This is a genomic window from Mycolicibacterium peregrinum, assembly GCF_001665625.1.
In the GTDB taxonomy this organism is placed as follows: domain Bacteria; phylum Actinomycetota; class Actinomycetes; order Mycobacteriales; family Mycobacteriaceae; genus Mycobacterium; species Mycobacterium peregrinum_B.
In genome coordinates, this window is sequence record NZ_LZSY01000067.1 from 49,506 (window position 1) to 73,897 (window position 24,392).

23 protein-coding genes are annotated in these 24,392 nt (G+C 67.7%); 13 read left to right on the forward strand and 10 right to left on the reverse strand.

Annotated features, from left to right (window positions below; all coding sequences use genetic code 11):
* A complete protein-coding gene (locus A5779_RS09040) occupies positions 1–684 on the reverse strand; it encodes an MBL fold metallo-hydrolase (RefSeq protein WP_064881002.1) in 684 nt (227 codons plus the stop codon).
* A gap of 73 nt (positions 685–757) precedes the next feature.
* Between A5779_RS09040 and uvrA the strand changes: the two genes are divergently transcribed.
* Positions 758–3,652: an excinuclease ABC subunit UvrA gene (gene uvrA / locus A5779_RS09045; protein ID WP_064881004.1), complete on the forward strand. Its 2,895-nt coding sequence runs from the start codon at positions 758–760 to the stop codon at positions 3,650–3,652.
* 3 nt (positions 3,653–3,655) lie between these two features.
* Here the strand turns inward: uvrA and A5779_RS09050 are convergent, their stop codons facing one another.
* From A5779_RS09050 to A5779_RS09060, 3 genes are read right to left on the reverse strand one after another with little or no spacing between them, the layout of a single operon-like run.
* The gene (locus A5779_RS09050; protein WP_064881006.1) at positions 3,656–4,225 is read right to left on the reverse strand and encodes a hypothetical protein; all 570 of its coding nucleotides are present in this window, start codon (positions 4,223–4,225) and stop codon (positions 3,656–3,658) included.
* A complete protein-coding gene (locus tag A5779_RS09055; RefSeq protein ID WP_064881008.1) occupies positions 4,222–5,385 on the reverse strand; it encodes a winged helix DNA-binding domain-containing protein in 1,164 nt (387 codons plus the stop codon). Before A5779_RS09055 ends, A5779_RS09050 begins: the two co-directional genes overlap by 4 nt.
* Before the next feature lie 3 nt (positions 5,386–5,388).
* Positions 5,389–5,748 carry a hypothetical protein gene (locus A5779_RS09060; RefSeq protein WP_330220064.1) on the reverse strand — a complete coding sequence of 120 codons (360 nt, stop codon included), beginning with the start codon at positions 5,746–5,748 and terminating at the stop codon, positions 5,389–5,391.
* Positions 5,749–5,841: 93 nt separating this feature from the next.
* Here A5779_RS09060 and A5779_RS09065 point away from each other — a divergent pair, with 93 nt between their 5' ends.
* The 3 genes from A5779_RS09065 to A5779_RS09075 all read left to right on the forward strand — a co-directional run bounded on the left by A5779_RS09065 (position 5,842) and on the right by A5779_RS09075 (position 9,349).
* Positions 5,842–6,336, forward strand: coding sequence for a lipoprotein LpqH (locus tag A5779_RS09065; RefSeq protein WP_064881099.1), 495 nt, complete (start codon positions 5,842–5,844; stop codon positions 6,334–6,336).
* Positions 6,337–6,407: 71 nt separating this feature from the next.
* Positions 6,408–8,156 (forward strand): hypothetical protein, encoded by a 1,749-nt coding sequence (locus A5779_RS09070; protein ID WP_064881010.1) that lies wholly within the window; start codon positions 6,408–6,410, stop codon positions 8,154–8,156.
* Positions 8,153–9,349, forward strand: coding sequence for a CHAT domain-containing protein (locus A5779_RS09075; protein ID WP_064881012.1), 1,197 nt, complete (start codon positions 8,153–8,155; stop codon positions 9,347–9,349). Before A5779_RS09070 ends, A5779_RS09075 begins: the two co-directional genes overlap by 4 nt.
* 1 nt (position 9,350) lies before the next feature.
* Here the strand turns inward: A5779_RS09075 and A5779_RS09080 are convergent, their stop codons facing one another.
* The gene (locus A5779_RS09080; RefSeq protein ID WP_064881014.1) at positions 9,351–9,794 is read right to left on the reverse strand and encodes a hypothetical protein; all 444 of its coding nucleotides are present in this window, start codon (positions 9,792–9,794) and stop codon (positions 9,351–9,353) included.
* Between the two features lie 63 nt (positions 9,795–9,857).
* Here A5779_RS09080 and A5779_RS09085 point away from each other — a divergent pair, with 63 nt between their 5' ends.
* Both A5779_RS09085 and A5779_RS09090 read left to right on the forward strand, forming a co-directional pair.
* Positions 9,858–11,198, forward strand: coding sequence for a hypothetical protein (locus A5779_RS09085; protein WP_413784901.1), 1,341 nt, complete (start codon positions 9,858–9,860; stop codon positions 11,196–11,198).
* Positions 11,195–12,286 (forward strand): hypothetical protein, encoded by a 1,092-nt coding sequence (locus tag A5779_RS09090; RefSeq protein WP_064881018.1) that lies wholly within the window; start codon positions 11,195–11,197, stop codon positions 12,284–12,286. Before A5779_RS09085 ends, A5779_RS09090 begins: the two co-directional genes overlap by 4 nt.
* 3 nt (positions 12,287–12,289) lie before the next feature.
* On the opposite strand, the gene A5779_RS09095 is transcribed toward A5779_RS09090, so the two are convergent.
* The 3 genes from A5779_RS09095 to A5779_RS09105 form a co-directional block, all read right to left on the reverse strand.
* Entirely contained in the window at positions 12,290–13,651 is a 1,362-nt protein-coding gene (locus A5779_RS09095; RefSeq protein ID WP_082941610.1) for an alpha/beta hydrolase, read from the reverse strand.
* Positions 13,652–13,698: 47 nt separating this feature from the next.
* Complete coding sequence (lysX, locus tag A5779_RS09100) at positions 13,699–17,028, reverse strand: bifunctional lysylphosphatidylglycerol synthetase/lysine--tRNA ligase LysX (protein ID WP_064881020.1); 3,330 nt, start codon at positions 17,026–17,028, stop codon at positions 13,699–13,701.
* Positions 17,029–17,095: 67 nt separating this feature from the next.
* The gene (locus A5779_RS09105; protein WP_064881022.1) at positions 17,096–17,482 is read right to left on the reverse strand and encodes a DUF1844 domain-containing protein; all 387 of its coding nucleotides are present in this window, start codon (positions 17,480–17,482) and stop codon (positions 17,096–17,098) included.
* A gap of 227 nt (positions 17,483–17,709) precedes the next feature.
* Here A5779_RS09105 and infC point away from each other — a divergent pair, with 227 nt between their 5' ends.
* The 5 genes from infC to A5779_RS09130 all read left to right on the forward strand — a co-directional run bounded on the left by infC (position 17,710) and on the right by A5779_RS09130 (position 20,324).
* Positions 17,710–18,345, forward strand: coding sequence for a translation initiation factor IF-3 (gene infC, locus A5779_RS09110; RefSeq protein WP_055114751.1), 636 nt, complete (start codon positions 17,710–17,712; stop codon positions 18,343–18,345).
* A 23-nt stretch (positions 18,346–18,368) separates the two neighbouring features.
* Positions 18,369–18,563: a 50S ribosomal protein L35 gene (rpmI, locus tag A5779_RS09115; RefSeq protein ID WP_036449598.1), complete on the forward strand. Its 195-nt coding sequence runs from the start codon at positions 18,369–18,371 to the stop codon at positions 18,561–18,563.
* Positions 18,564–18,603: 40 nt separating this feature from the next.
* On the forward strand, positions 18,604–18,993 hold the full coding sequence (rplT, locus tag A5779_RS09120; RefSeq protein ID WP_003885175.1) for a 50S ribosomal protein L20: 390 nt from the start codon (positions 18,604–18,606) through the stop codon (positions 18,991–18,993).
* A 23-nt stretch (positions 18,994–19,016) separates the two neighbouring features.
* Positions 19,017–19,760 (forward strand): TrmH family RNA methyltransferase, encoded by a 744-nt coding sequence (locus tag A5779_RS09125; protein WP_064881024.1) that lies wholly within the window; start codon positions 19,017–19,019, stop codon positions 19,758–19,760.
* A gap of 123 nt (positions 19,761–19,883) precedes the next feature.
* Positions 19,884–20,324 (forward strand): hemerythrin domain-containing protein, encoded by a 441-nt coding sequence (locus A5779_RS09130; RefSeq protein ID WP_064881026.1) that lies wholly within the window; start codon positions 19,884–19,886, stop codon positions 20,322–20,324.
* Between the two features lie 36 nt (positions 20,325–20,360).
* Here A5779_RS09130 and A5779_RS09135 read toward each other — a convergent pair whose 3' ends face one another.
* Both A5779_RS09135 and A5779_RS09140 read right to left on the reverse strand, forming a co-directional pair.
* Positions 20,361–20,990 carry a bifunctional 4-hydroxy-2-oxoglutarate aldolase/2-dehydro-3-deoxy-phosphogluconate aldolase gene (locus A5779_RS09135; protein ID WP_064881028.1) on the reverse strand — a complete coding sequence of 210 codons (630 nt, stop codon included), beginning with the start codon at positions 20,988–20,990 and terminating at the stop codon, positions 20,361–20,363.
* Between the two features lie 98 nt (positions 20,991–21,088).
* On the reverse strand, positions 21,089–22,396 hold the full coding sequence (locus tag A5779_RS09140) for an amino acid deaminase (RefSeq protein ID WP_064881030.1): 1,308 nt from the start codon (positions 22,394–22,396) through the stop codon (positions 21,089–21,091).
* Positions 22,397–22,558: 162 nt separating this feature from the next.
* Between A5779_RS09140 and A5779_RS09145 the strand changes: the two genes are divergently transcribed.
* A complete protein-coding gene (locus A5779_RS09145; RefSeq protein ID WP_269085838.1) occupies positions 22,559–23,620 on the forward strand; it encodes a sugar kinase in 1,062 nt (353 codons plus the stop codon).
* Complete coding sequence (locus A5779_RS09150; protein ID WP_064881105.1) at positions 23,617–24,366, forward strand: IclR family transcriptional regulator; 750 nt, start codon at positions 23,617–23,619, stop codon at positions 24,364–24,366. The genes A5779_RS09145 and A5779_RS09150 overlap by 4 nt, the downstream gene beginning before the upstream one ends.
* The last annotated feature ends 26 nt before the right edge of the window (positions 24,367–24,392 follow it).

Genomic DNA, 24,392 nt, shown 5'->3' on the forward strand with positions numbered 1-24,392 from the left:
TTACCAACCGCGCTCGCGCCACTCCCCGAGATGGGGACGTTCGGCGCCGAGCGTGGTGTCGTCTCCGTGCCCGGGGTACACCACTGTGCGGTCGTCGTAGACGTCGAACACCTTGGTGCTCACATCGCCCAGTAACCGCTCGAAGTCACCGGGCTGCCAGGTCTTGCCGACTCCGCCGGGGAACAGGCAGTCGCCGGTGAACAGGTGGGTCACGCCGTCCGGTGACTTCAATGCCAGGGCAACCGACCCCTCGGTGTGGCCCTGGAGATGGATCACGTCGAACGTCAGGTCGCCGATCGTGATGGTGTCGCCGTCGGCCAGGATCCGGTCGGGCGTCACCGGCAGTGGTTCGGCGTCCAGGGAGTGTGCGGCCGTCGGCGCCCCGGTGACCTCTGCCACAGCCTCCAGCGCCTGCCAGTGGTCGAAGTGCTGGTGGCTGGTGACGATCAGCGACAGCTTCGGCGTCTGCTGCTTGATCACGTCCAGCAGCACCTCGGCGTCGTTGGCGGCGTCGATGAGCAGCGTTTCTCCGGTGGAATTGCAGGTCACCAGGTAGGCGTTGTTGTCCATGGGACCGACCGACACCTTGATGATCGAGGCGTTCGGCAGGGTGCGCCGGGCGGCGGTCTGCGGCTCCTGGTGGCCGGTATAGGTGTCGTCAACCGCGATGTGGGGGCTGGTCATAGCGCCACCGTATCCGGCTTGTCGGTGGGCGCACATAGCATGGGCGTGAAGTCTGTCGTGGGAAAGGAAACGCGTGGCTGACCGCCTGATCGTGAAGGGTGCGCGCGAGCACAATCTGCGGGGAGTCGACCTCGATCTACCCCGTGATGCGCTGATCGTGTTCACCGGCCTGTCCGGGTCGGGCAAGTCCTCGCTGGCCTTCGACACCATCTTCGCCGAGGGGCAGCGGCGCTATGTCGAGTCGCTGTCGGCCTACGCCCGGCAGTTCCTCGGTCAGATGGACAAGCCCGATGTCGATTTCATCGAGGGCCTCTCGCCTGCGGTGTCCATCGATCAGAAGTCGACCAACCGCAACCCCCGGTCGACGGTGGGCACCATCACCGAGGTCTACGACTACCTGCGTCTGTTGTACGCCCGCGCGGGCACCCCGCACTGCCCGGTGTGTGGTGAGCGCATCGCCCGGCAGACCCCGCAGCAGATCGTGGACCAGGTCCTGGCCATGGATGAAGGCCTGCGTTTCCAGGTGCTGGCACCCGTGGTCCGCACCCGCAAGGGCGAGTTCGTCGACCTGTTCGAGAAGCTCAACACCCAGGGCTACAGCCGCGTGCGGGTGGACGGTGTGGTGCATTCGCTGACGGACCCGCCGAAGCTCAAGAAGCAGGAAAAGCACGACATCGAGGTGGTCGTCGACCGGCTCACGGTGAAGGCCAGCTCCAAGCAGCGGCTCACCGATTCGGTGGAGACGGCGCTGAACCTGGCCGACGGCATCGTGGTGCTGGAGTTCGTGGACCGCGAGGATGACCATCCGCACCGGGAGCAGCGCTTCTCCGAGAAGCTGGCCTGCCCCAACGGCCACCCGCTGGCCGTGGATGATCTTGAACCCCGGTCCTTCTCGTTCAACTCGCCCTATGGCGCCTGCCCGGAGTGCACGGGCCTGGGCATCCGCAAAGAGGTCGACCCCGAACTGGTGGTGCCCGACCCGGAGCTGACCCTGGCCGGGGGCGCCATCGCGCCGTGGGCGGTCGGGCAGAGCGCCGAGTACTTCACCCGGATGCTGTCCGGGCTGGGTGATCAACTCGGTTTCGACATCGACACCCCGTGGAAGAAGCTTCCCGCCAAGGCACGCAAGGCGATTCTGGAGGGCTCGGATCACCAGGTCCACGTCCGATACAAGAACCGCTACGGCCGCACCCGGTCCTACTACGCCGATTTCGAAGGCGTGATGGCCTTCCTTCAGCGCCGCATGGAGCAGACCGACTCGGAGCAGATGAAGGAACGCTACGAGGGCTTCATGCGTGACATCCCGTGCCCGGAGTGCAACGGCACGCGGCTCAAGCCCGAGATTCTCGCGGTGACCATGACTGCCGGCGACCATGGCGCGAAGTCCATTGCCGAAGTGGCCGAGCTGTCCATCGCAGACTGTGCTGACTTCCTGAACGATCTGACGCTAGGGCATCGCGAGCAGGCCATCGCCGGGCAGGTGCTCAAGGAGATCCAGTCGCGGCTCGGGTTCCTGCTCGACGTCGGGCTGGACTACCTGTCGCTGTCGCGGGCCGCCGCGACGCTGTCCGGCGGTGAGGCGCAGCGCATCCGGTTGGCCACCCAGATCGGCTCCGGGCTGGTCGGCGTTCTCTACGTGCTCGACGAGCCGTCCATCGGCCTGCACCAGCGGGACAACCGCAGGCTGATCGACACCCTCGTGCGGTTGCGCGACCTGGGCAACACGCTGATCGTCGTCGAACACGATCTGGACACCATCGCCCATGCCGACTGGGTCGTCGACATCGGCCCGGCGGCCGGTGAACACGGCGGCCGGATCGTGCACAGCGGCACGTATCAGGATCTGCTGACCAACCCCGAATCCATCACGGGCGCTTACCTTTCCGGCAAGGAGAGCATCGAGGTCCCCGCCATTCGGCGGCCCACCGACAAACGTCGACAGGTCACGGTCGTCGGGGCGCGGGAGAACAACCTCAAGGAGATCGACGTCGCGTTCCCGCTCGGCGTGCTCACCTCGGTCACCGGGGTGTCGGGTTCGGGCAAGTCGACCCTGGTCAACGACATCCTGGCCTCGGTGATGGCCAACAAGCTCAACGGCGCCCGGCAGGTGCCCGGGCGGCACACCCGGGTGAACGGGCTCGATCAGCTCGACAAGCTGGTGCGGGTCGACCAGTCACCGATCGGTCGCACGCCGCGGTCCAACCCGGCCACCTACACCGGGGTGTTCGACAAGATCCGGTCCCTGTTCGCGGCCACCACCGAGGCGAAGGTCCGCGGTTACCAGCCGGGCCGGTTCTCGTTCAACGTCAAGGGCGGCCGGTGTGAGGCCTGCTCGGGTGACGGCACCATCAAGATCGAGATGAACTTCCTGCCCGACGTCTATGTGCCGTGCGAGGTGTGCCAGGGCGCCCGGTACAACCGGGAAACCCTCGAGGTGCACTACAAGGGCAAGACCATCGCCGAGGTGCTGGATCTGTCGATCGAGGAGGCCGCCGAGTTCTTCGAGCCGATCAGCTCGATCCACCGCTATCTCAAGACCCTCGTCGACGTGGGTCTGGGTTATGTGCGGTTGGGGCAGCCGGCGCCGACACTGTCCGGCGGCGAGGCGCAACGCGTCAAGCTCGCGGCCGAATTGCAGAAGCGGTCCACCGGGCGCACCGTCTACATCCTCGACGAGCCCACCACCGGCCTGCACTTCGAGGACATTCGCAAGCTGCTCAAGGTGATCAACGGCCTTGTCGACAAGGGCAACACGGTGATCGTCATCGAGCACAACCTCGACGTGATCAAGACTTCGGACTGGATCGTCGACATGGGGCCCGAGGGCGGGGCCGGGGGCGGCACCGTCGTCGCGCAGGGCACGCCCGAGGGCGTGGCGGCCAACCCCGACAGCTACACCGGTCAGTTCCTCGCCGAGCTGGTCGACGCGCCCGCACCGAAACCCAAGCGCCGCAAGGTCAGCGCCTGACGGTCAGTTCATGGTGTGGTAGCTCTGGACCGCGAACCAGTGCGGGCCAAGGCGTTTCACCGACGCCATGACATAGTCGCTCGCCACGTGGTGCACGGTCTGAGGCGCGCTGCCGTCGACGCTGTAGGTGAACCCGTCCGAGCCGTTCATGTCGTCGCGGCGCGAGAAGTCGATGAAGTTGTCCGTCCGGCGCGAGATGTCCTCGACGGTGTATCCGGCGATGCGGTGGGGCTGGTGTCCGAAGGTCTCATCGCTCTCAAATGCCGTCAGGTCCGCCTCGAACGCTGACTGCGCGACCCGCCAATGCAGTTGCAGCGGAACGTTTGTGCACGCCAGCCCGATGCCGACGATCACCAGCGCCGGGCTCGCCAGCATCACGGCCCGGTCCCGCCGGCCGGCCCGTCCTCGCAGCGCGATGCCCACGCCGCACCAGATGATGAACAACGGGACCAGCGCCAAGGCGCCGATATAGAACGCATCGGACGGTTCACCCGGAAAGCTCATGCCGTAGAGCAGGCCGAGGACCGCGCACCCGGTCAGCACCAACAACACCCAACCGGCGAACCGCGTCATGAGCGCTTGGACAACGGGGAGGGGAACCGGGGATTGGCACGTGCCCCGGCCAGCCAGTCCGTGAGCGCATCGGCGCGTTGTTGCAGCGCGCGGGTGCCGTCGCGGCCGATCGCCTCCAGCAGGTGCAGATGGACGCGGCCGTCGGAGTCCTGGCCCCAGCCGCCCACGATCCGGCCGTTCCACCAGGCCGTGGGCCCGCCGTTGCCGTTGGTGTCGAACACCTCTGGACGATGATCGCCGAGGTACCAGTCGCGGTCGAACCACCCCATCGTGGTGACGTCCAGGCCCGGGAGCAGAGCGGCCCAGGGCTGAGCCTCGGGTTCGACATCGAGGTCGTCGGGCAGCACGTAGCCCGCGGTGCCCTCCAGATCGACCTCGACCGCGCCGATATCGCGCAGGGCGTGGCGGGCCCAGGTCAGGGTGTTGCCGAACCACCACTTGATGTCGGTGACCGTGGCGGGGCCGAACGTGCGCAACCAGGTGCGCACCAGCTCGGCGCGGGCATGGTCGGGGTCGGCTGTCGCCACCGTTGTCCCGAGCCAGTCGGAGGTGACCGCCCACCGCGGCCGCGAGTTGGTCCAGCCGCTGTCGTTGGGGCCGCGGACGATCTCGCCGCGCACCCCGAGCACCGTCAGAACCCTTGGGGAAAGCGGAGTCTCACCGCCCCAGCGCTTTCCCGGTGCGGGGTCGAAACTGCCGGCCAGTTCGGGTAGTGCGATGCGAAGTTGGGATGCGGGGGTCGGCCCGTGCTCACCCAGATGGGCCAGGACTGCCTGGCACGCGGTGTGCAGCCACCGGGTGCCGTCGGCGGCCACCCCGGCTTTCTCCACGTCGCCGACGAGCTTGCGCTGTTCATTGCCCGCGACTCGGTCACTGGCCCCTGCCTGCACCAGCGGCAGGTCCTCGGTGCGCACGATCCACAGCGTGCGGCGCATCGCGAGGTGTTTGAGCAGCGTGCGCTGCCGGTACAGCTCGCTGTCGAGATCGTCGACAGTGAAGCCGGGCAGCCGCGCAAACAGGGACAGGTAAGGGGTCGAGGGATCAGTCGCGTGGAGGCCGACGAAAGCGCGTGCGGCGTCGTCGACGGAGGACGCCGGTTGGCTCAGGAAATGGCGCCGGGCCAGCCGCGCCCGCCGCTCGGCAACAGTGAACGTGCGCACGGATCAGGTGTCGTCCTTGTGCATAGACTCACGGATCTGCTGCAAGCGCTCGGCCGCCGCCTGCTGGCGCTTCTCGTACTGCTCCTCGATGGAGCGGCCCTCCGGAGTCTCGGCCGCCAGCTCCGCCGACCCGATCGCGGTGCCGTACCGGGTCTCGATCTTCTCCCGGACCGCGTCGAACGTCGGCACCCCGGCGGCGGTGTAGCCGGTGTCGGGCACCTCGACGGGTGCGGCCGGACCCGTGGCCGTAGCAGCAGGAACGATCTCACCCTCCACCGCAGCGGGCTCCTCGGTTTCTTCGGGCTGATCCGGGTGCTCTGGGTCCTTCGTCACGAAATCCACGTTACCTGCGGCAACCGACATTTCTTGGGATCGGTAGCACTTGGGCCCGCCTTCACTTGAGCGCAGGACGGAGCCATCGGGGCAACGTGAGACGAAGGGGAAGACGGAATGAGCATGAATCGAGTTATCGCAGGCGCCATGGGACTGCTCGCGACCGGTGCGGTGCTGGTGGGCTGCTCGGACGACAAGCCCGCCGACAAGCCCGCCGCATCGGCGGACCAGCCGGCCGGTGAGGCCAAGGTCAGCACCGGGGACAACACCCAGGTCAAGGTCGACGGGTCGGACCTGGCGGGCCTCGACCTGAACTCTGTCAGCTGTGTGAAGCAGGGCGGCAAGATCAACGTGGCCAGCGCCGCGATCGGCGGCCAGCAGGGCCTGGGTGTGGTGATGACCGACGAGGCCACCCCGAAGGTCGAGTCCCTCGGCCTGGTTTTCGACGGAAGCGCACTGGCGGTCAGTGAGGCGATGGGTGTCAAGGTCGGTTCCGCCGAGGTCAAGGTCGACGGGGACACTTACACCATCACCGGCGAGGCGTCGGGCGCCGACATGAAGAACCCGATGGCCGGGATGATCAACAAGCCGTTCACCATCACGGTGTCCTGCAGCTGATCTCCCGTCATGGCGGGCGTGCCCGGCAGGTGGTCCGCCGGGCACGCCCGCACCTTTTATATGGTGCAGAGGTGGCCATCGTCGGCGATCTCGACCGCGCACGTCACCTGGCGCTGGCCGCCGACGAGGGTGCTGCCCACGATCTCCTGCTGTCGTTGCTACCCCGGATCGAGCAGGCCGACCGCGACGACTATGCCTTCGAGGTGTTCGCCCAGCTCGGTGAGATCTTCCTGGTACGAACCGCGTATGACGGTGTGGTGGAGAGCATTTCCCGGATCCGCGACACCCTGGCGATCTACGCTGCGATCCGCTCGGGGCAGCGGCCCGATCTTGCCGCACAGACCACCATGTCCGATGCCGAGATCGATCACATGACCTGCCGCTACTCCCGCCGGCTGGAGTTCCTCGAAGCCGGGCTGGCTGCGGCCCGCGGCGATCATGACGGTGCCGCAGCGCATCTGGAGACCCTGATCGAAACCGCCGGAGACTTTGACGATTTACGGCGTGAGCATCGTAACCTGATCTGCCACACCAGAATTCTGATCGCGAGCAGCCTGTGCGACGACGATCTGTATGCCGCATCGGTCCCGGTGTGGGCCGAGGTGCTCGAGGTCCTGGAGGACGGCGAAGCGCCTCGAGGTGAGGATGCCGAGGCTGATCATCTGTTCGTCACCGGAGCGCTCGGCTACGGTCGGTTCTGCATCGAGTCCGGTCGTCTGGACGAGGCCGAGCCATGGTTGCGCCGGGCCGGTGCCCGTGCGCAGGCCCGGGGCTGGAGACTCGCCACCGCCCGCGCCCAGCTCGAGCGGGGGGCTGCCGCCTGGACAGCCGGTCGGTACGCCGAGACCCAAGACCTGGTGACTGAGGCCTACCCGGTGATCGCCGAGCATGCCCGCGCCCATGATGTGTCCCGGAGCTGGTTGTACTTCGGTCTGATCCGGGTGGGCCTGGGCAGGTTGCGGGAGGCCGACGAATGTTGGGACCATGCCGAGCGGCATTGGCGCGAGATCGAGCGGCCCTTACATATTCACCGAATTCTGCTGCAGCGCAGTTGGATCGCCTTGTTCCGCGGCGCCTTCGACGAGGCGATCGCGATGGTGGAGGAGGCCAGGGCGCTGCTCGACGCATCGCCGCGGCGCAGCTGGTTGCAGTACGCGCGGCTGGATGCGCACCTGGGCAACATCTGGCGGGCCGACGCGCTGGCGGAGATGGGCTTCGACGGTTTGGGTAAACCGGGGCAGAGCTGGGAACAGGTGGAGGCTCGGCACGCCGCGGGGACCGGCACGTTCAACTGCCGCCCGGGCAGCCGCAAGTACCGCCGGGGGATGGTCAAGCTGGGCCGGGCCGCCGACCTGAAGGTGCCTGCCGCCCTCGCGGTTGATTCGGTGCGTTACACGATCACCGACGCCGGGGCCAGGGCCCGGTGGGCCGGCAGTGTCTCGGCGCCCTTGCTGGCGGGGGCATTCGCGGTGGCCTGGGAATCGGACAATACCGAGCTCACTTGTGAGCTGATCGAATACCACAGTGCACGAGGAACTTTCACCGCCGACAAAGCGGTCGATGCAGAGCAGTCCGCCGAATGGGCGGAGACGGCCACGGCCGTCGTTCCGGTCGAGGCCGAACTCGCCCCGCAACTCGCCGTCGCGGCCGCGGCTGCACCGGTCGACGCCGAAGGCTCGTTGACGCGGCTCGGACCGTTGCCGCCATTGCGGATCGACCCGAGTTCTGGCCCGATCCTGAGCCACTACCGGGAGCTGGCGCTGCAGCGGTATGGGCGGGACGTCACCGCCCCTGGCGCGGATTGGACGACCTGGCCATGAACGACACGCTGGTGATGCGTTTCGCCGACGTCGGCATCGCGACCTATGTCAGCCTGCGCGTGGTGGGAGAGCCGCAACGTTCGGTTACCTGGGTGATCGAGGAACCGCACATGGAGGCGGTGGAGGCGTTGTTCAACCCGGCGCTGCCGGATCCGATCGGTACCGAAACGCCCACCGAGGCAGTGGAACGGGCCGTGGTCACCGGCGCGTTCGCGACCCCGGAGTCCGAATTCGAACTGGCTCGCGTGCTCGGCTCGAATCTGATCGGCATCGACGCCTGGCAGCTGCTGGCCGACCGCGTCGCCGACGTCCGTCCGGTGCTGTTCGTGACGCCGAGTCCGCGGTTGGGTCGGGTGCCCTGGGGCCAGCTGGCGATGCCGGGCCCCCACGGCTTCCGGCTGATGGAGTTGGTGGACGTGCTGATGGCGGTACCGCCCAACATCGTTCATGCGCCGCGTAGCCCCGCCGGCTGGCCCGAACGCCAGGACCACCCGCCGGTGCTGGTACTGGATCCCCGGATTCCCGGGCAGCGACCGGATTCGGCGCTGGGCTCGGTGCTGGGCCGTCCATCGCCGCAGACGCCACTGTCGCAGCATTTCGATGAACTGGTGCGCGACACGGTCCTGCCGAAGGTCGACGCGGCCGTCGAGCTGTTCCGGCGCACGGACACCGACCGGGGCTGGTTGGCCGACGCCTGTGCGCAGGACCCGAGCCGGCTGCTCTACGTCGGGCATGCCAGTGCTGCAGACGGTGCCGCCGGGCACGCCGATCGTGCAGCCCTGCACCTGGCCGAGGCCCGGCCGCTGACCGCGGGGGAGATGATTGCGACACAACTGCCGATTCCACCCCGAGTGGCGTTGCTGGCGTGCGCATCCGGCGGTGACTACCGGTTCGACGAGGCCGCCGGATTGGTGGCCGCGATGATCCTGGGTGGTGCGCAACTGGTGACGGCGACCTTGTGGTCGCTGCCGACCACGGCCGGGTTCCGTCAGTTCAGTCCGGAAGGCCCCGAGGCCGATCCGATGACCGACACCATCGTCGGCGTGGATCTGGCTCATCGCGAGAACGACGCGGGTCTGGCGGTGAACCGCTGGCAGCGGGCGATGATGCGCCGGTGGCGTGACGGTGACCGGACCGCCAGCCCCTTGCACTGGGCCGCACTGGCCACCTTCACCGTCGACGGCGCCCGCTGAGTCAGGACGGGGTGACGCAGACGGCCACCGTGTTCTCATCGCCCGGCCGGTAGTACGCATCGATCACGTTGCCCGGTGACACCTTCGCCAGCGCCGACGCGGGGATCAGCGCGCGTTGATGCACCGGGAACTGGCCGCCGTCGCGCCGGCTGACCATCAGGTCGAGTTCGACCTCGCGGTAGTCCTCGCGGATGGTCCCGGTGGCCCGCATTCCGGTGATGATCCCGCGTGACCGGGTGCCGGTACGGATCAACTCGAGCTGCGCCCGGGTGATGAGTCCTTTGCGGATCAGCATGTGGTCGAACTCGGCCACCAGCTCGCCGAGGGTGACCAGACGCTCGTCGGCCTCGTCGTTGCGGCGGACACCCCGCACCCGGCGGGTGGCGCTCAGCGCGGCGCCGGCGCAGAACAGGCACAGGACGGCGAGCAGCACGGTGTCGGTCATGTCCCCAAGGGTCCGGCCGAGCGGGCGCTACCGAACCCAACTTCGGCCTCTATCCTGGTGCCGGTGAGCATCGGGTCCGAAACGTCTGGGGCGCAGGCCGGCCCCGTTTCGGGGGTGGATGCTGCCCAACCACGCCGTGCGGTGATCGATCGCGCCTGGCGCGCTCTGGGCCCCGGGGTCGAGGTGTTCAGCGGCGACGACGGCGGGCCGCTGCGCCGCACGGTCAAACGGATCATCGACCCGCTGGTGCTCAGGCTGCGCAGCAACACCCACTACTCGGCGCCGGTGCTGGCTCCCGAGGTGGCGGCCGAACTGCACGCGCAGATGATCCGCAACGGCCCGCAGCTGCGGGCCGCCGCAGCCTGGTTCACCGAGCTCAAACAGCAGCGCCGGCGCCTGCGCATCACCACCGGCAACGCCCAGGAGCTCTATTTCCCGGTGTGTTTCGAACTTGCGGTGACCCGAGGTGTCCCGTCCTCGGATCGCGCGGTCGTGGCCGCAGAGGTGCTGGCCGATCTCCACCAGGGCCGTGACCGCACCGCCACCGAGGCCCTCAATCAGCACGTGGCCGATCCGCACGTCATCGACCGGTTGCGTCGCCAACTCGACCGCAGCTGGCAAGACGTCGTGGCATCCGACGCGATCACCGGTCCGTTCTTCGCCGGTCTGGTGACCGTGCTCGGCCCGGCCGACAGCCACCGTGCCGAGGCGGCCCGCCGGCGGGTGTGGTCGGCGCTGGTGGCCGACGTCACGCCGTACAACCTTGGTGCCGGGACTCGCCACGCGGACGCCGGGCTGCCGTGGTCGATCGTCGATATCGGGCTGAGTTCAACGCTGCCGCAACAGCACCCGACGATCGATGGTCCTGCGGAGGGGGACCGTCCACTAGACCGCACCGTGGTGGACCGGGTGCGCGCGACATTGCGCCGGGCACTCGACCGCGACGAACTACCCGACATCCCGTTGCTGTGCGCCGAGGAGGTGGACCGGGCCTGCGCCCCGTGGGGGCTGCTGGCCGAGGACAAACAGGCCGGGTTGCTCGCGGGCATCGAGGTGGCCACCGACCTGCATCCGCTCGACGCGTCGGCCGCGGGCCGCTACCAGCTGTCGGCACGCATCCAGGCCCGGCTGGCCAAGGAGGCCTACGTGCTGCACGCCCGCCGCTATCTGGCGGACGGTGCCGCGGTGCACCCGCGTCAGCGGCAGGTCATCGATGATCTTGCCGCCTTCTGCCGTCCCTATCTGAGCCGGCTGTGGGCGCGGTTGCACGGCCGAGATGTCTGGCAGGAGTCCTGCGCGGATGTCGACGACCTGCGGTCCCTGCTGGAAGGTGTGGCCAGATCGGTCAGCCTCGACCACCGCCAGCGGATCAAGGCGATGCTGGAAGTGCAGGTGGCAGAGTGAGATTGGCTGCTGTCGGCGGGTTGTGGAGTACCGGTCCGCGCACCGGCGCCGTGCCTGTGGTCGCGGTTCTCGAGGTCAGCGGCGCCGTCCTGTCCTGGGTTGTGGATGAGGGTGTCGGCGAACCGCCTTCCATCACCTTCACCGACCCCGAGCGCGCGGACTGGCTGTGGCGGGTGGTCGGCGAGTCCGGCCACGTCGCGCTCCTGGACGCGTTGCGCCACCGGGAGACCGGAGAGCCGGTCGACCTGGCCGGGGTCGAGATGCTGCCCGGTACGACGGACCCCTTGCGGCGCTTGGCAATCGGGCACTGGTTGCGGCGGTGGTGGCCGGCGAGTGACCGGGACGGTATCGCGGCACTGGAACGACCGGTGCTCGATGCGGAGCTGGCACTGCTGACGGTGCGCGCCGAGGATTTCTTCACCGACGACACCCTCGACTCCGACGTTGCAGGCCTGCTGGCGCCACATCTCGGCGTGTTGAGTTCTTTTGCCGGCCAGGGTGATCCGAGGATTGCGGCGCTGGTCGAGGAATGCCGGGAGCTGGCCGGTGAGATCGGGCTCGACTGGCCGGACCCCGTCGGTGCCGCACCCCGGCGCGACGACTACGCCCTGGCGGCGGGCGCCGGCGAGGGTGCGATTGCGGCAGGACTGATCGCCCGCGGCACCGGCACCGTCGCGTGGTCGTCGGTGCCGCCCGGTGTGTTCGACGCCGCCGAGGGCACCGTCGAATGGTCGGTGACGGCGGCCGGCGCGGGCGTTGCCGCAGAGGTGCAGGTGGCACTTTCGGGGCTCGATTCGCCGCTGGGTATCGAGGTGGAGATACGCGGTAACGGTTGCGCCGCTTCCGGTTTCCTCGATGCCACGGGTCGTGCGGTACTGGAGTTGCACGATCCGGAGGGACAGCCGCTCACCGAAACCCAGGCCTGGAACCTGGACTGGCCCCACACCTCGGTGCGGGTCGGGGCCGCCGGCGCCGGCGAGTCGGTCTCCGACCGCGACCGGGTGCGGGCAGTCGCGCGGGCCCGGCTGGCCGTTCCCGGTACAGATGCCTTCCTCGCCGAGCTCCGCGCGGCCGAATCCGACTACTGACCGCTATTTGGCGGCCGTCTGGATGAACGCCGCCGAGGGTGACGACTGCGGCAGTCCGACTGCGGGCGCCTGCGGGGTGCCGATCGCGCCGGCCAGCCAGGGGAGGGCAGCGGTGAACGCGTGGCTGGCGAACGGCCAGTCATGGGTGCCCTGATGCGTCACCACCGCGCACTCGATGCCGTGTTTCGACCCGAGCGCACACAGGGCGTTGGCGGCCTTGGCCTGGTCGTTGGCGCGGGCTGCGGGCTTGCCCGGCGTGGACGTGTCGTTGACGTCGAACCAGCCGGCCATCTGGTCGTACGGCCCGTGCCGGTTGATCACGGTGCTCGGGTCGAATGCGTCCCATGCGGCGGTGCTGCCGCCGAACAACCGGTCGATGGTCTGCGCCTTGGTTCCCGAGTTCGGGCCCAGGTCACCGGCGATGTCGACGAACGCGCTGAACAGCTCGGGGTGCATGACCGCCAGGTCCACGGCGCAGGTGCCGCCCATCGACCAACCGACGATGCCCCATCCGGCGGCCGCCGGATTGACGCCGTAATGGCTGTTCATATATGGGACAACGTCTTTGGTGAGATGGTCGGCGGAGTTTCCGCGCTTGCCGTTGACGCATTCGGTGTCGTTGTTGAAGGTGCCGCCCGGGTCGACGAACGCGAGCACGGGCGCGTAACCGTGGTGGGCGGCGGCGAAATCGTCCATCGACTTGATCACATTGCCCGCCCGCATCCAGTCGGCCGGGGTGTTGAACTCACCGCCGATCATCATCACGGTAGGCAACTTCGGCGCGGGATTGGCGGCGAACCACGCCGGCGGCAGGTACACGTACTCGCCGCGATGCCGGAAACCCGAGGCCGTGTTGGGGATTTCGACGGGGACCACGCTGCCCTTGGCGGGGATGGTGCCCTGGCGTTGCATGGCGGTCACCGTGACCTGATCGGTCTGGTCGGGTAGTGGGCCGGCGGTCAGCTGGTTCCACGCGGTCTGCACCCACGGGAAGTAGCCGACCCACAGGTTCAGCGCCAGCGCGGTGCACAGCAGCGTCAGCGGGATTGCCATGACGGCGGAACCGCGCCGCCACCACTGGCTGCCGCGCCAGCCGGCAGCCAGAACCACGACCGCCACGCCGGTCAGCGCGATCCACACCCACAGCGACCGCGGCGCCGGATTCCCAGCCAACCCCTCGGACTCGATGTACCAGTTGGTGCCCGCGACCAGGACGCCGCCGACCGCGGCGGCGAACGGCAGCCAGATGAGTGCCCAGCGACGGGTACGCCAGCCGATTGCGGCGATCAACACCACGGCGGTGATGACTTGGATGCTGGTCGGAACCCAGCCGTGCATCAAGGACAGGTGGTGAGTGAAGGTCACAGCAATATCGTCGCCGCCCAATCTTGGGATCGGCTGTGAGGAGCCTGCTAACGAGGTTTGGCCAGGGGAAACGGCAGCGTTTCGCGGATGCTACGTCCAGTTATCAACATGACCACGCGGTCCACACCCATACCGAGACCACCGGTCGGCGGCATCGCGTACTCCATGGCCTGCAGGAAGTCCTCGTCGAGCTCCATCGCCTCGGGGTCACCGCCCGCGGCCAGCAACGATTGCTCCTGCAGTCGGCGGCGCTGTTCGACGGGGTCGGTGAGCTCACTGTAGGCGGTACCCAGTTCGACGCCCCAGGCCACCAGATCCCAGCGTTCGGCAACCCCGGGGATGCTGCGGTGCGGCCGGGTCAACGGCGACACCGAGGTGGGGAAGTCCTTGTAGAACGTCGGCTCTTCCGTGCGGTCCTCGACGAGGTGCTCGTACATCTCCAACACCACCGCGCCGGCGTCCCAGTGGGTCAGATAGGGGATGTGCGCCGCATCGCAGAGCCTGCGCAGGGTGGCCAGGTCGGTCTCGACGGTGACGTGCTCGCCGAGGGCTTCCGACACCGCGTCGTGCACGGTCTTTACCGCCCACCGACCCGAGATGTCGACCGGCTCGAGGACTCCGTCGGCGCGCGGCCGCTGGAAGACCTGGGCCCCGTTGGCGGCCTGAGCGGCATTTTGGATCAGCTCACGGCAGCCGTCGATCCACACGTTGTAGTCGGCATGCGCCTGGTAGGCCTCCAGCAGGGTGAACTCCGGGTTGTGGCTGAAGTCCACGCCTTCGTTGCGGAATGCGCGGCCCAGTTCGAAGACCCGCTCGACGCCGCCGACGCACAGCCGCTTGAGGTAGAGCTCGGGTGCGATCCGCAGATACAGGTCCAGGTCGTAGGCGTTGATGTGGGTCAGGAACGGCCGGGCGTTCGCTCCGCCGTGGATCTGTTGCAGGATCGGGGTTTCGACTTCGAGGAAACCCTTGGCGTACAACGTTTCCCGGATGGCATGCAGAGCGCCGCTGCGGGCCCGGATCAAGTCCCGCGCCTCGGTGTTGACGGCCAGGTCCACGTAGCGCGCCCGCACGCGAGCCTCTTGGTCGGTCAGGCCCTTCCACTTGTCCGGCAGCGGGCGGAGACATTTGCCGGTCAAACGCCAGCTGTCGACGAGCAGTGAGGGGGTGCCGTTGCGGCTGTGGCCCATCGAACCGCTCACCTCGATCAGATCGCCCAGATCGATGGTTGCGGTGAAGTCTGCGGTCGTGGCCTCGGTCAGGCGGGCGTTGTCGAGCAGCAACTGGACTTCGCCGGACCAGTCGCGCAACTGGGCGAACAGCACACCGCCGTAATCCCGGATCCGCAGGATCCGGCCGGCGACGGTGAGCGTGTTCCCGTCGACCGATTCCAGTGCGGCGGCAATGGTGTGGCTGGGGGCCTGGCCCACCGGATAGGCGTCCACGCCGGCGGCCTGCAACTGCCGCAACTTCGCCATCCTGACCCGCACCTGCTCGGGAAGCCGCTGCTGCTCGTCGCCGTCGGCCGGGTCGATCGGCAGCCCGGACATGTCAGGTGCGCTGCCGTCGTGATGCAACCGGCCCGAACCCACCAGATCCGCCGGGGCCGCGACGTGCTCGCCGGTGTGCTGCTTGTTGCGTCGGGAGAACGGCAACACCAAAAATCCCTCGGCGATCACCGAGGCCACCCCGACCCGGGGGATCAGCCGTGCGTCCTCGTAGCAGGCGTACCGGGGCACCCACTCGGGCTGGTACTTCATGTTGGAGCGGTACAGCGTCTCCAGTTGCCACCACCGGGAGAAGAACACCAGCAGGGCCCGCCACAGCCGGGCCACCGGACCGGCGCCCAGCTGTGCGCCCTGCTGGAACGCCGACCGGAACATTGCGAAGTTCAGTGAGATCCGGCTGACCCCAATGCTTTCGGACTGCATGCACAGTTCGCTGACCATCAGCTCGATGGTGCCGTTGGGGGATTGCGGGGAGCGGCGCATCACGTCGAGCGAGACGCCGTTGGTGCCCCACGGCACCAATGACAGCAGCGCGACCACCTCCGGCTCGGGGTTGCCGTCGCGCTGCTGGACCGCCTCGACGAGCAGGCAGTCACCGTCGGCCGGGTCGCCGAGCCGGCCCAGCGCCATCGAGAAGCCGCGTTCGGTCTCGGTGTCTCGCCACGCGTCGGCGCGGCGGATCACCTCGTCCATCTCGGCCCGGTCCAGCTCACGGTGGCGCCGCATGCGCACCGTGGTGCCGGCGCGCCGGGCCCGGGTGACGGCCTGGCGCACCGCACGCATGTCGGGCCCGGACAGCCGGAAGTTGTCCGGATGCAGAATGGCTTCATCGCCGAGCTGCAGCGCGTTCAGGCCGGCTGCCCGAAACGCCTCGGCCGCCGCCGAACTGGCGCCCATCACGCCCGGGGCCCAGCCGTAGGTCTGGCACAACTGCAGCCAGGCCGCGATCGCCTGTGGCCACGATTTGGGATCACCGACCGGATCGCCGCCGGCCAGGCACACGCCCACCTCGACGCGGTAGGCGATGGCGGCCCGGCCGTTGGGCGCGAACACCACCGACTTGTCGCGGCGAGTGGCGAAGTATCCCAGCGAATCGTTCTTGCCGTAGACCTCCAACAGGCCGCGGATCGCCGATTCGTCCTCACCCGTCAACGCATTGGAGGCGCGCTGTGACTGGAACAGCACGATCGCGGCGGCCATCAACGCCATCGCGCCGAACAACCCGAAGATCGCGTTGAGGAACGTGTGCGAATAGCCCTCGAAAACCTCGGTCGGGACGGTCGCGAAACCGCTCACCCGGTTGACCGCGTACAGCAATCGCCATTCCGGGGGCAGGGTGCCGGGGAACAGCTCCAGTAGTGCCCAGGCGGCCAAGATGCCGATAGCCATGCCCGCGACCAGGACCACGGCGGATTTGAGCAGGGCGCCGCGGCGCACCTTGGCCCAGAACTGATTACGCGCCAACACCAGCGCGACGATGGCCACCACGTGGAACACCACGCCGATGACCTCGCCGACGTCGTCGGCGACGGGGTCGCCGCCGGTGGCGAGATCGCCGAGGTTCCAGCCGATCGCGCCCACCATGTAGAGCACGAGAATCCACCAGGCGATCCGCTTGCGGGCGGCCAGCGCGGCCGCCAGCAGCGCCAGTACGAACGCCCACGCGAAGCTGGTGTCGGGGAAGTTGAAGATGTAGTCGTTGACGAACTCTCGCGGCACCTGGATCAACCAACGCACCGCAGGAGACACACTGGCGATCAGCGAAAGAGTGGCGATCACCCCGACGATCCAGCCGGCTGCTGCGGGAACCCAGGAGAACCTCGACGCGGGCTGGACCCCGGTGCGGCTGCCGCGGCTGATAACGGTCATACGCCCGGAGAATAGGCGGTCAAACCGTCAATTGGGTCCACCACGCGCACAGACACCGCGCAGGTGATTACCAGACTGGGCCGGTGTACTGCTCGCCTGGGCCTTTGCCGGGCTCGTCGGGATGCGCACTGGCTTCGCGGAACGCCAGCTGCAGGCTCTTGAGGCCGTCGCGCACCGGGCCTGCGTGCGGTCCCAGGTATTCGGCCGATGCCGTCACGAGTCCGGCCAGTGCGGTGATGATCCGGCGGGCTTCATCAAGATCACGGTGCGGGCTATCGTCGGGATCCTCGGCCGAGAGTCCGATCTTCTCGGCCGCGGCGCTCATCAACATGAGGGCCGCCCGGGTGATGACTTCCACCGCGGGGATGTCGGCGAGTTCGCGAACGGCTGGGCCGTCCAGATTGCCTGAGTCCTGCGGCGTCGCCTCGTCGGGCGTTTCGGTCGGATCCGTCATGCCTGCTAGACTGTCATGCGCGACCGTCCCGGCTCATGTCAGGGACAGCAAGTGGAGTCCCACTCCCACCGTTGGCCACAAGGTATAACGGTCCGGTCGCCGGTGTTCTCGGACACCGGTTCTGTGCTCCGGCTTTGGAGCTGCAGGCGGCGCAAGCCGTGATCGGTCGGCATTGGGCCCTGCTTTGAGCAGGGCTTTTCTGTTCTTCGGGGCAGAGATGCGGATGGGTGGGTCTCCTCAGCAGACCCAACATAGGAGGCCCCATCAGCACTGAGACCCGCATCAACGAGCGCATCCGCGTACCTGAAGTCCGCCTGATCGGACCGAACGGCGAGCAGGTAGGCATTGTCCGCATCGAAGATGCTCTCCGCGTCGCCGCGGATGCCGATCTCGACCTCGTCGAAGTTGCACCAGCCGCAAAACCCCCGGTCTGCAAGATCATGGATTACGGCAAGTTCAAGTACGAGACGGCACTCAAGGAGCGCGAGTCTCGCAAGAACCAGCAGCAGACCGTCGTCAAGGAACAGAAGCTGCGTCCCAAGATCGACGATCACGACTACGAGACGAAGAAGGGCCACGTGGTCCGCTTCCTCGAAGCCGGATCCAAGGTCAAGGTGACCATCATGTTCCGCGGACGCGAGCAGTCCCGGCCCGAACTCGGGTACCGGTTGTTGCAGCGGTTGGGCGCAGACGTGGCCGAGTACGGCTTCGTCGAGACCTCAGCCAAGCAGGACGGCCGCAACATGACGATGGTGCTGGCACCGCACCGCGGCGCGAAGACTCGCGCCAAGGCGGCGGAGCAGGCCGAGCGCCCAGGCGGGCAGCAGGCCGCATCAGAAGAACCAGACGTTACGCAGAACTAGTTTCAACACAGAACTGAGGATTCATGCCCAAGGCGAAGACCCACAGCGGAGCATCGAAGCGCTTCCGCAAGACCGGGACCGGCAAGATCGTGCGCCAGAAGGCCGGCCGCCGCCACCTGCTGGAGCACAAGGCCACCAAGCGCACCCGCCGGCTTGACGGCCGCACCGTGGTTGCAGCCAACGACACCAAGCGTGTCAACAAGTTGCTCAACGGCTAGACCTGCCGCTCCCCGTACCGAACGAGAATAGGAACATCCCATGGCACGCGTGAAGCGCGCACTCAACGCCCAGAAGAAGCGGCGTACCGTACTCAAGGCCTCGAAGGGCTACCGGGGCCAGCGGTCCCGTCTGTACCGCAAGGCCAAGGAACAGCAGCTGCATTCGCTGACCTACGCCTACCGCGACCGTCGCGCCCGCAAGGGTGAGTTCCGCAAGCTGTGGATCTCGCGTATCAACGCTGCGGCCCGCGCCAACGACATCACCTACAACCGCCTGATCCAGGGCCTCAAGGCCGCCGGCGTCGAGGTGGACCGCAAGAACCTGGCCGAGATCGCCGTCAGCGACGCCGCTGCGTTCACCGCTCTGGTCGAGGTCGCCAAGGCCGCTCTTCCCGAAGATGTCAATGCGCCCTCCGGAGAGGCCGCCTGACGCTCACCGAGCGTTCTGCCCGGGTGGCTGCTGCGGTCAAACTGCAGCGCCACGTCGGGCGCCGCCGCGCCGCACGCTTCCTTGCCGAGGGACCCAACCTCGTCGAGGCCGCGTTGCGGCGCGGACTTGTTTCCGAGGTGTTCGCGACCGAGGCCGCCATGGACCGTTTCGGCGATCTGCTGGCCGCCGTGCCGGTGCAGCTGGTCACCGAGCGTGCGGCGAAAGCCTTGTCGGACACCGTGACACCGGTCGGCCTGGTGGCGGTGTGCCGGCTGCCGGAAGTATCGCTCGACGACGTCCTGGCCGATGAGCCCCGACTGATCGCGGTACCCGTGCAGATCTCGGAGCCGGGAAACGCGGGCACGTTGATCCGGGCCGCCGACGCGATGGGTGCCGACGCGGTGGTGCTGGCCGGCAACAGCGTCGACCCCTACAACAGCAAGTGTCTGCGGGCGTCGGCCGGCAGCATCTTCTCTCTGCCGGTGATCGGCGAGCCCGATGAGGCGGCAACCGTTGCGCAGCTGCAGGCCGCCGGAATGCAAGTGCTCGCCACCACGATCGACGGCGAGGTCAGCCTCGATGAGGTGGACCTGGCCGGGCCCACAGCCTGGCTGTTCGGGCCCGAAGCCCACGGCCTGCCAACCGAACTGGCGGTGGCGGCCGATCACCGGGTGCACATTCCGATGCCCGGACACTCCGAAAGTCTCAACATCGCCTCGGCGGCATCGATCTGCCTGTATCAGAGCGCCCGCGCCCACCGCAGATAGTGCGCCGAATGGCCACTTATCCTACGGTTTTTCGCGATTCGAGTATCACAAGTGGCCACTCGGGTGATGTGACACGATGCTGTGGGGAGGTGCGTCGTGTGCCAATACTGCGGATGCCGGGACATGCCACTGCTGCGGGATTACATCGCCGAGCACGAGCGGGCGGTCGACCATGGCCGTGAAGCGGTGCGCGCCCTGGACCGCGGTGAGCTGGACGTGGCCCGCCGGCGGCTGGGGGAGATGTTCGAGGAGTTGCGCTCCCACTGGCAGGGTGAGGAGGACGGGCTGTTCGCGGTGATGCACACTGACGAGCTCTACGCCGAGCACATCGACCCGCTGGTGGCCGAACATCGTGAGCTGGCCGCGTTTCTCGAGGTGGTCGACCTGTCTGACCCTGATGATCAGAAACGGGTCCGCAAGGAGATCGAAGAGCTCTACGTCCACATCGCAAAAGAAGAGGACGGGTTGTTTCCGGCCGCGCTCACCGCGCTCGACGGGCCCGACTGGGACGCCGCGATGGCAGGCTGGCAACAGGCACACCCCGGCCGGCACATGATTTCCTGACCCTCGCGGCGTGGACCAGTGATGGTTGGATCAGGCTCAGCGGGAAATGGCGGCGACGAAACTCTTTGCCCGGTTGGTGATTTCATCCCAGTTCGCGGTCGCGACATGCGCCGGTGAAACGACGCCGGTACCTGCGCACACGGCGAGCGCGCCCGCATCGAGGTAGGCCCGGGCGTTTCCGTCGTTGATTCCGCCGGACGGCAGCAGCTCGACGTCCGGGTATGGCCCGTGCAGATCGGACAGGTATTTCGGACCCATGCTGCCGGCTGGGAAGATCTTCACCGCAGCGGATCCGAGATCGACCGCCTGTGCCACCTCGGTCGGGGTGAGTGCACCCAGGAACACCGGTATCGAGCCGGCCGTCGCGACCTCGGCGACCTCGGGTCGAAGGCCGGGGGTGACCAGGAAGCGCGCACCCGCGTCGATGGCGTCGCGGGCTTGGCCGGCAGTCATCACGGTGCCGACGCCGAGCGTGATCCCAGCCCTGGCCACCGATTCGGCGCACGAGCGCAGGTGCTCGAGAATGCCGGGGGTGGTGAATGTCAGCTCGACCGTGCGGATACCACCCGCCGCGAGCGCGTGGCACAGATCGGCCGCGTCCGGAATCGTCTCGGCCCGGACGACGCTGAGCACACGATCCGCCCGGAGGACGTCGAGTTCTGTCATTGCACACCTCCACTCACGCCGCGTCGCAGCGACCGTCCGGCTGTCGCGCCGTCGACGACAGTGGCTGAGCGGATCAGGGCGGGCATCGCGTATCCGGGTCAGAAGTAGGTGCGGATGAGGTCGATGACGACGGGATCCGTCTCGTCGGGGGCCACGACCGGGATCCATCGCCACTTGTCGAAGGCCGTGCACGGGTGGGAAAGCCCCAGTCGTACAACGTCACCCACGCGAATGTCCGAGCCGGGCTGGATGGTCAGGAACGCGTGCTGGTCGTTGAGGGCCACGATCTCGGCTCCCGTGAGGCGACGGGCGGGTGCGCCGAGTTGCGAAGCGATCAGTTGCGGCGTTGGGAGACCCTCGTCGAACGGGACGTCGCGCTTGCCTGCGTCCAGCAGGGCCAGCCCCGGTTCCGGGCGCGACACCACCCGGGCCCAGGTGTGCATCGCCGAGCGCAGCCGGTACGGCTCGTCACTGCGGCGGAACGGCGTGATCCCGGTGTAGAAACCGTCGTCGTGGATGATGTAGGCCCCCGCGCGGACCACGACATGTGTGTGACCGCCGGCCAGTGGGGCCAGCACATCCGCCACGGCATCGAAATAGGCACTGCCGCCGGCGGTCACGTATCGGTCGGACCCGGCGGGGTAGAGGCCTGCGGCGTCGATGCGCCGATGCAGCCGGGCCATGTCCTCCAGGTAATGCCGGACCCGCGCCAGTGACGTGTCCGACGCGTCGTGCGCCAGCGATCCCTCGTAGCCGGACACCCCGGCGACGCGCAGCACGGCGCTCGCCGCGATGTGCTCGGCCACCGCCGCGGCCTCGTCCACCGAACGCGCGCCGGTGCGCCCGCCGGCCGCCCCGAGTTCGACGAGCACCGGAATCGGCCGCGCCACCTCGGTTTCGGCGAGGGCCGCGTTCATCGCATCGACGGTGGCGGACGAGTCCGCCCAGGTGATCACCTCAAGGTCGGAATGGGCAGACATCTCCCCGGCGAGCCAGCGCAGCGCGGCCGGGTCGACAAGGGCATTGGCGAGCTGGATCCGGCGCACCCCGAAACTCACCGCGACCCGCACCTGGCTGGGCGTGGCAAGGGTGATACCCCATGCGCCGCTGCGTATCTGGCGGTCCCACAACACCGGCGACATGGTGGTCTTGCCATGGGGTGCCAGTTCGACCCCGTGCGCACTGCACCAGGCGGACATGGCGGCCACGTTGTCCTCGATCGCCGAATTGTCCAGTGTCATCACCGGTGTGGTGAATTCCGAGAGGCGGGGGCGAGTGGCGAGGAACTCCTCGGTGGTGAGCCCATCGGCCGCGGCGGGGAGGGCCTTGTCCAATACGGACAGCCGTTCGGAGCGGAGGTCGCCCAATGCTCGACTGTCCAGCAGTGGCTCACCTCGCGTCGTCATGCCGATCCTTGTCCTCCGTGGTGATTTCCTTGGTGGCGATTGCGGTGGCAATCGGCGTGAGCTGCTCTGTTGCATATAATGCAATCAGAGTTGCAATTTCGTATGTGATCTGTCTAACATGAGTGGCGACACCGCGTCAATCGTCTGACCCCAAGGACCGCAGTGCCCGAATTGCCCGCACCTACTGCCGGCGGCGTCGCCTGCCTCGGTGAACCGCTGGTGCTGGCCGGTGTTCAAGCCGAACTGCACCTGGCCGGTGCTCAAGCCGAACTGCACCTGGCCGGTACTCAAGCTGAACTGCACCTGGCCGGTGCGGAAGCCAACGTGGCGGCCGGCCTCGTCGCCTGGGGCATCCCCGCGTCGTTCATCGGCCGGCTCGGTGACGACGCCTACGGTGCATTGATCACATCCGAGTTGACCGCGCGCGGCGTCGACATCTCCGCGGTCGAGATCGATCCCGAGCTGCCCACCGGGTACTACTCGAAGGTGGCCACGCCGGATACCAACGGGGAGCCGCGCAGCGTCAGCCGGTACAGCCGGACGGGGTCGGCGGCGTCGGCGATGTCACCCGAATTCCTCGATGCGCCGGCGGTTGTGACCGCGTTCGCGCATGCATCGGTGGTGCACTGCAGCGGCATCACGCCTGCCCTGTCGCCGACCTGTCGGGCCATGATGCGCCGGTTGCTCACCGACCGACCAGGCATCGACGGGCCGGTGAGTTTTGATGTGAACTGGCGTGAACAGCTGTGGCCGAACGGCGACACCGCCGAGGTGATTGCGCTGGCCAACCTGGCCGACGTGGTGTTGGTGGGCGCCGACGAGGCGCTCCGCGTCATGGGGACCGACGACCCAATTGCATTGCGCCGCATCTTGCCGGAGCCCGCGACGCTGGTCATCAAGGACGGAGCGGATCAGGCGCTGGCTGTCGACCGCTCCGGCGAGGAGTTCGTCGTCCCTGCACTACGCGTCGACGTGGTGGAACCGGTGGGTGCAGGGGACGCATTCGCCGCCGGATTCCTCAGCGGCGTCGTCCTCGATGAAGACCCCGAATCATGCTTGCGGCGCGGTCACATCGGAGCTGCCGTCACCCTGACTGTCGCGGCGGACTCCGCGCCACCCCCGCCCGACGAGCTGATCGAGCATCTGCTCATCTGCACCGACGGCGAGTGGGCTGCCACGAGGGTGAGCGAGGTCGGGTTCACAGTGTGCGGGAGCAGGCGGTGAGTCAGAGCGTCGCGCGCGCACTGCAGTTGTTGATTCAGCTCGGCAAAGGTCCGGCCGGCCTGGACGAGCTGGCGGCCGCCACCGATGTGCACAAGACCACCGTGATGAGGCTGCTGCGCACCCTGTCCGAGGAGCGGTTCACCTACCGCGACAACAACAACCGGTATCACCTCGGATCACGGATATTCGAACTGGCTGCCCACGGCACCGACCAGCGGGAGATCCGCCAGATCGCTTCGCGGTACCTCGTCGAGTTCAATCGCGAGTACGGCCGCACCACTCACCTCGCCGCGATGGAAGGCGGCGACATCGTGTATATCGACAAGCTCGAATCGCACGATCAGATCCGCATGTACTCGCGAATCGGCTTGACCGCCAACCTGAATTCCACCGCCGTGGCCAAGGTGATTCTCGCTGACCTGTCCGATGCCGAACTGCGGCCGATCGTCGCCACGATGGACTTCACCCAGCGCGCCGCCAACACCATCACCTCCCCGGATGCATATCTGCGGGAAATCGAGACCGTGCGCGCGCAGGGCTGGGCGCAGGACCGTGAAGAGAACGAGCCGTCGATCAACTGCGTGGGAGCACCGATCCGCGGTGCGAATGGGCGTGTGGTCGCTGCGGTTTCGGTGTCGGTGCCCGATGTGGTGCTGCCCTTTGAGCGCGTCCTTGAACTCCTGCCTCCGCTGCAGGCGGCAACCCGACGCATCTCGGCCGAGTGCGGTTACCGTCCACCCTCCTGATTCATCGATAGCACCGAAACCAGAGG

What these genes read in the sequence shown, in the direction of transcription:
- A5779_RS09040 (WP_064881002.1), bottom strand. Translation starts at nt 684, where the DNA reads ATGACCAGCCCCCACATCGCGGTTGACGACACCTATACCGGCCACCAG.
- A5779_RS09050 (WP_064881006.1), bottom strand. Translation starts at nt 4,225, where the DNA reads ATGACGCGGTTCGCCGGTTGGGTGTTGTTGGTGCTGACCGGGTGCGCG.
- A5779_RS09060 (WP_330220064.1), bottom strand. Translation starts at nt 5,748, where the DNA reads ATGTCGGTTGCCGCAGGTAACGTGGATTTCGTGACGAAGGACCCAGAG.
- A5779_RS09065 (WP_064881099.1), top strand. Translation starts at nt 5,842, where the DNA reads ATGAATCGAGTTATCGCAGGCGCCATGGGACTGCTCGCGACCGGTGCG.
- A5779_RS09075 (WP_064881012.1), top strand. Translation starts at nt 8,153, where the DNA reads ATGAACGACACGCTGGTGATGCGTTTCGCCGACGTCGGCATCGCGACC.
- A5779_RS09080 (WP_064881014.1), bottom strand. Translation starts at nt 9,794, where the DNA reads ATGACCGACACCGTGCTGCTCGCCGTCCTGTGCCTGTTCTGCGCCGGC.
- lysX (WP_064881020.1), bottom strand. Translation starts at nt 17,028, where the DNA reads ATGACCGTTATCAGCCGCGGCAGCCGCACCGGGGTCCAGCCCGCGTCG.
- A5779_RS09105 (WP_064881022.1), bottom strand. Translation starts at nt 17,482, where the DNA reads ATGACGGATCCGACCGAAACGCCCGACGAGGCGACGCCGCAGGACTCA.
- rpmI (WP_036449598.1), top strand. Translation starts at nt 18,369, where the DNA reads ATGCCCAAGGCGAAGACCCACAGCGGAGCATCGAAGCGCTTCCGCAAG.
- rplT (WP_003885175.1), top strand. Translation starts at nt 18,604, where the DNA reads ATGGCACGCGTGAAGCGCGCACTCAACGCCCAGAAGAAGCGGCGTACC.
- A5779_RS09130 (WP_064881026.1), top strand. Translation starts at nt 19,884, where the DNA reads ATGCCACTGCTGCGGGATTACATCGCCGAGCACGAGCGGGCGGTCGAC.
- A5779_RS09135 (WP_064881028.1), bottom strand. Translation starts at nt 20,990, where the DNA reads ATGACAGAACTCGACGTCCTCCGGGCGGATCGTGTGCTCAGCGTCGTC.
- A5779_RS09140 (WP_064881030.1), bottom strand. Translation starts at nt 22,396, where the DNA reads ATGACGACGCGAGGTGAGCCACTGCTGGACAGTCGAGCATTGGGCGAC.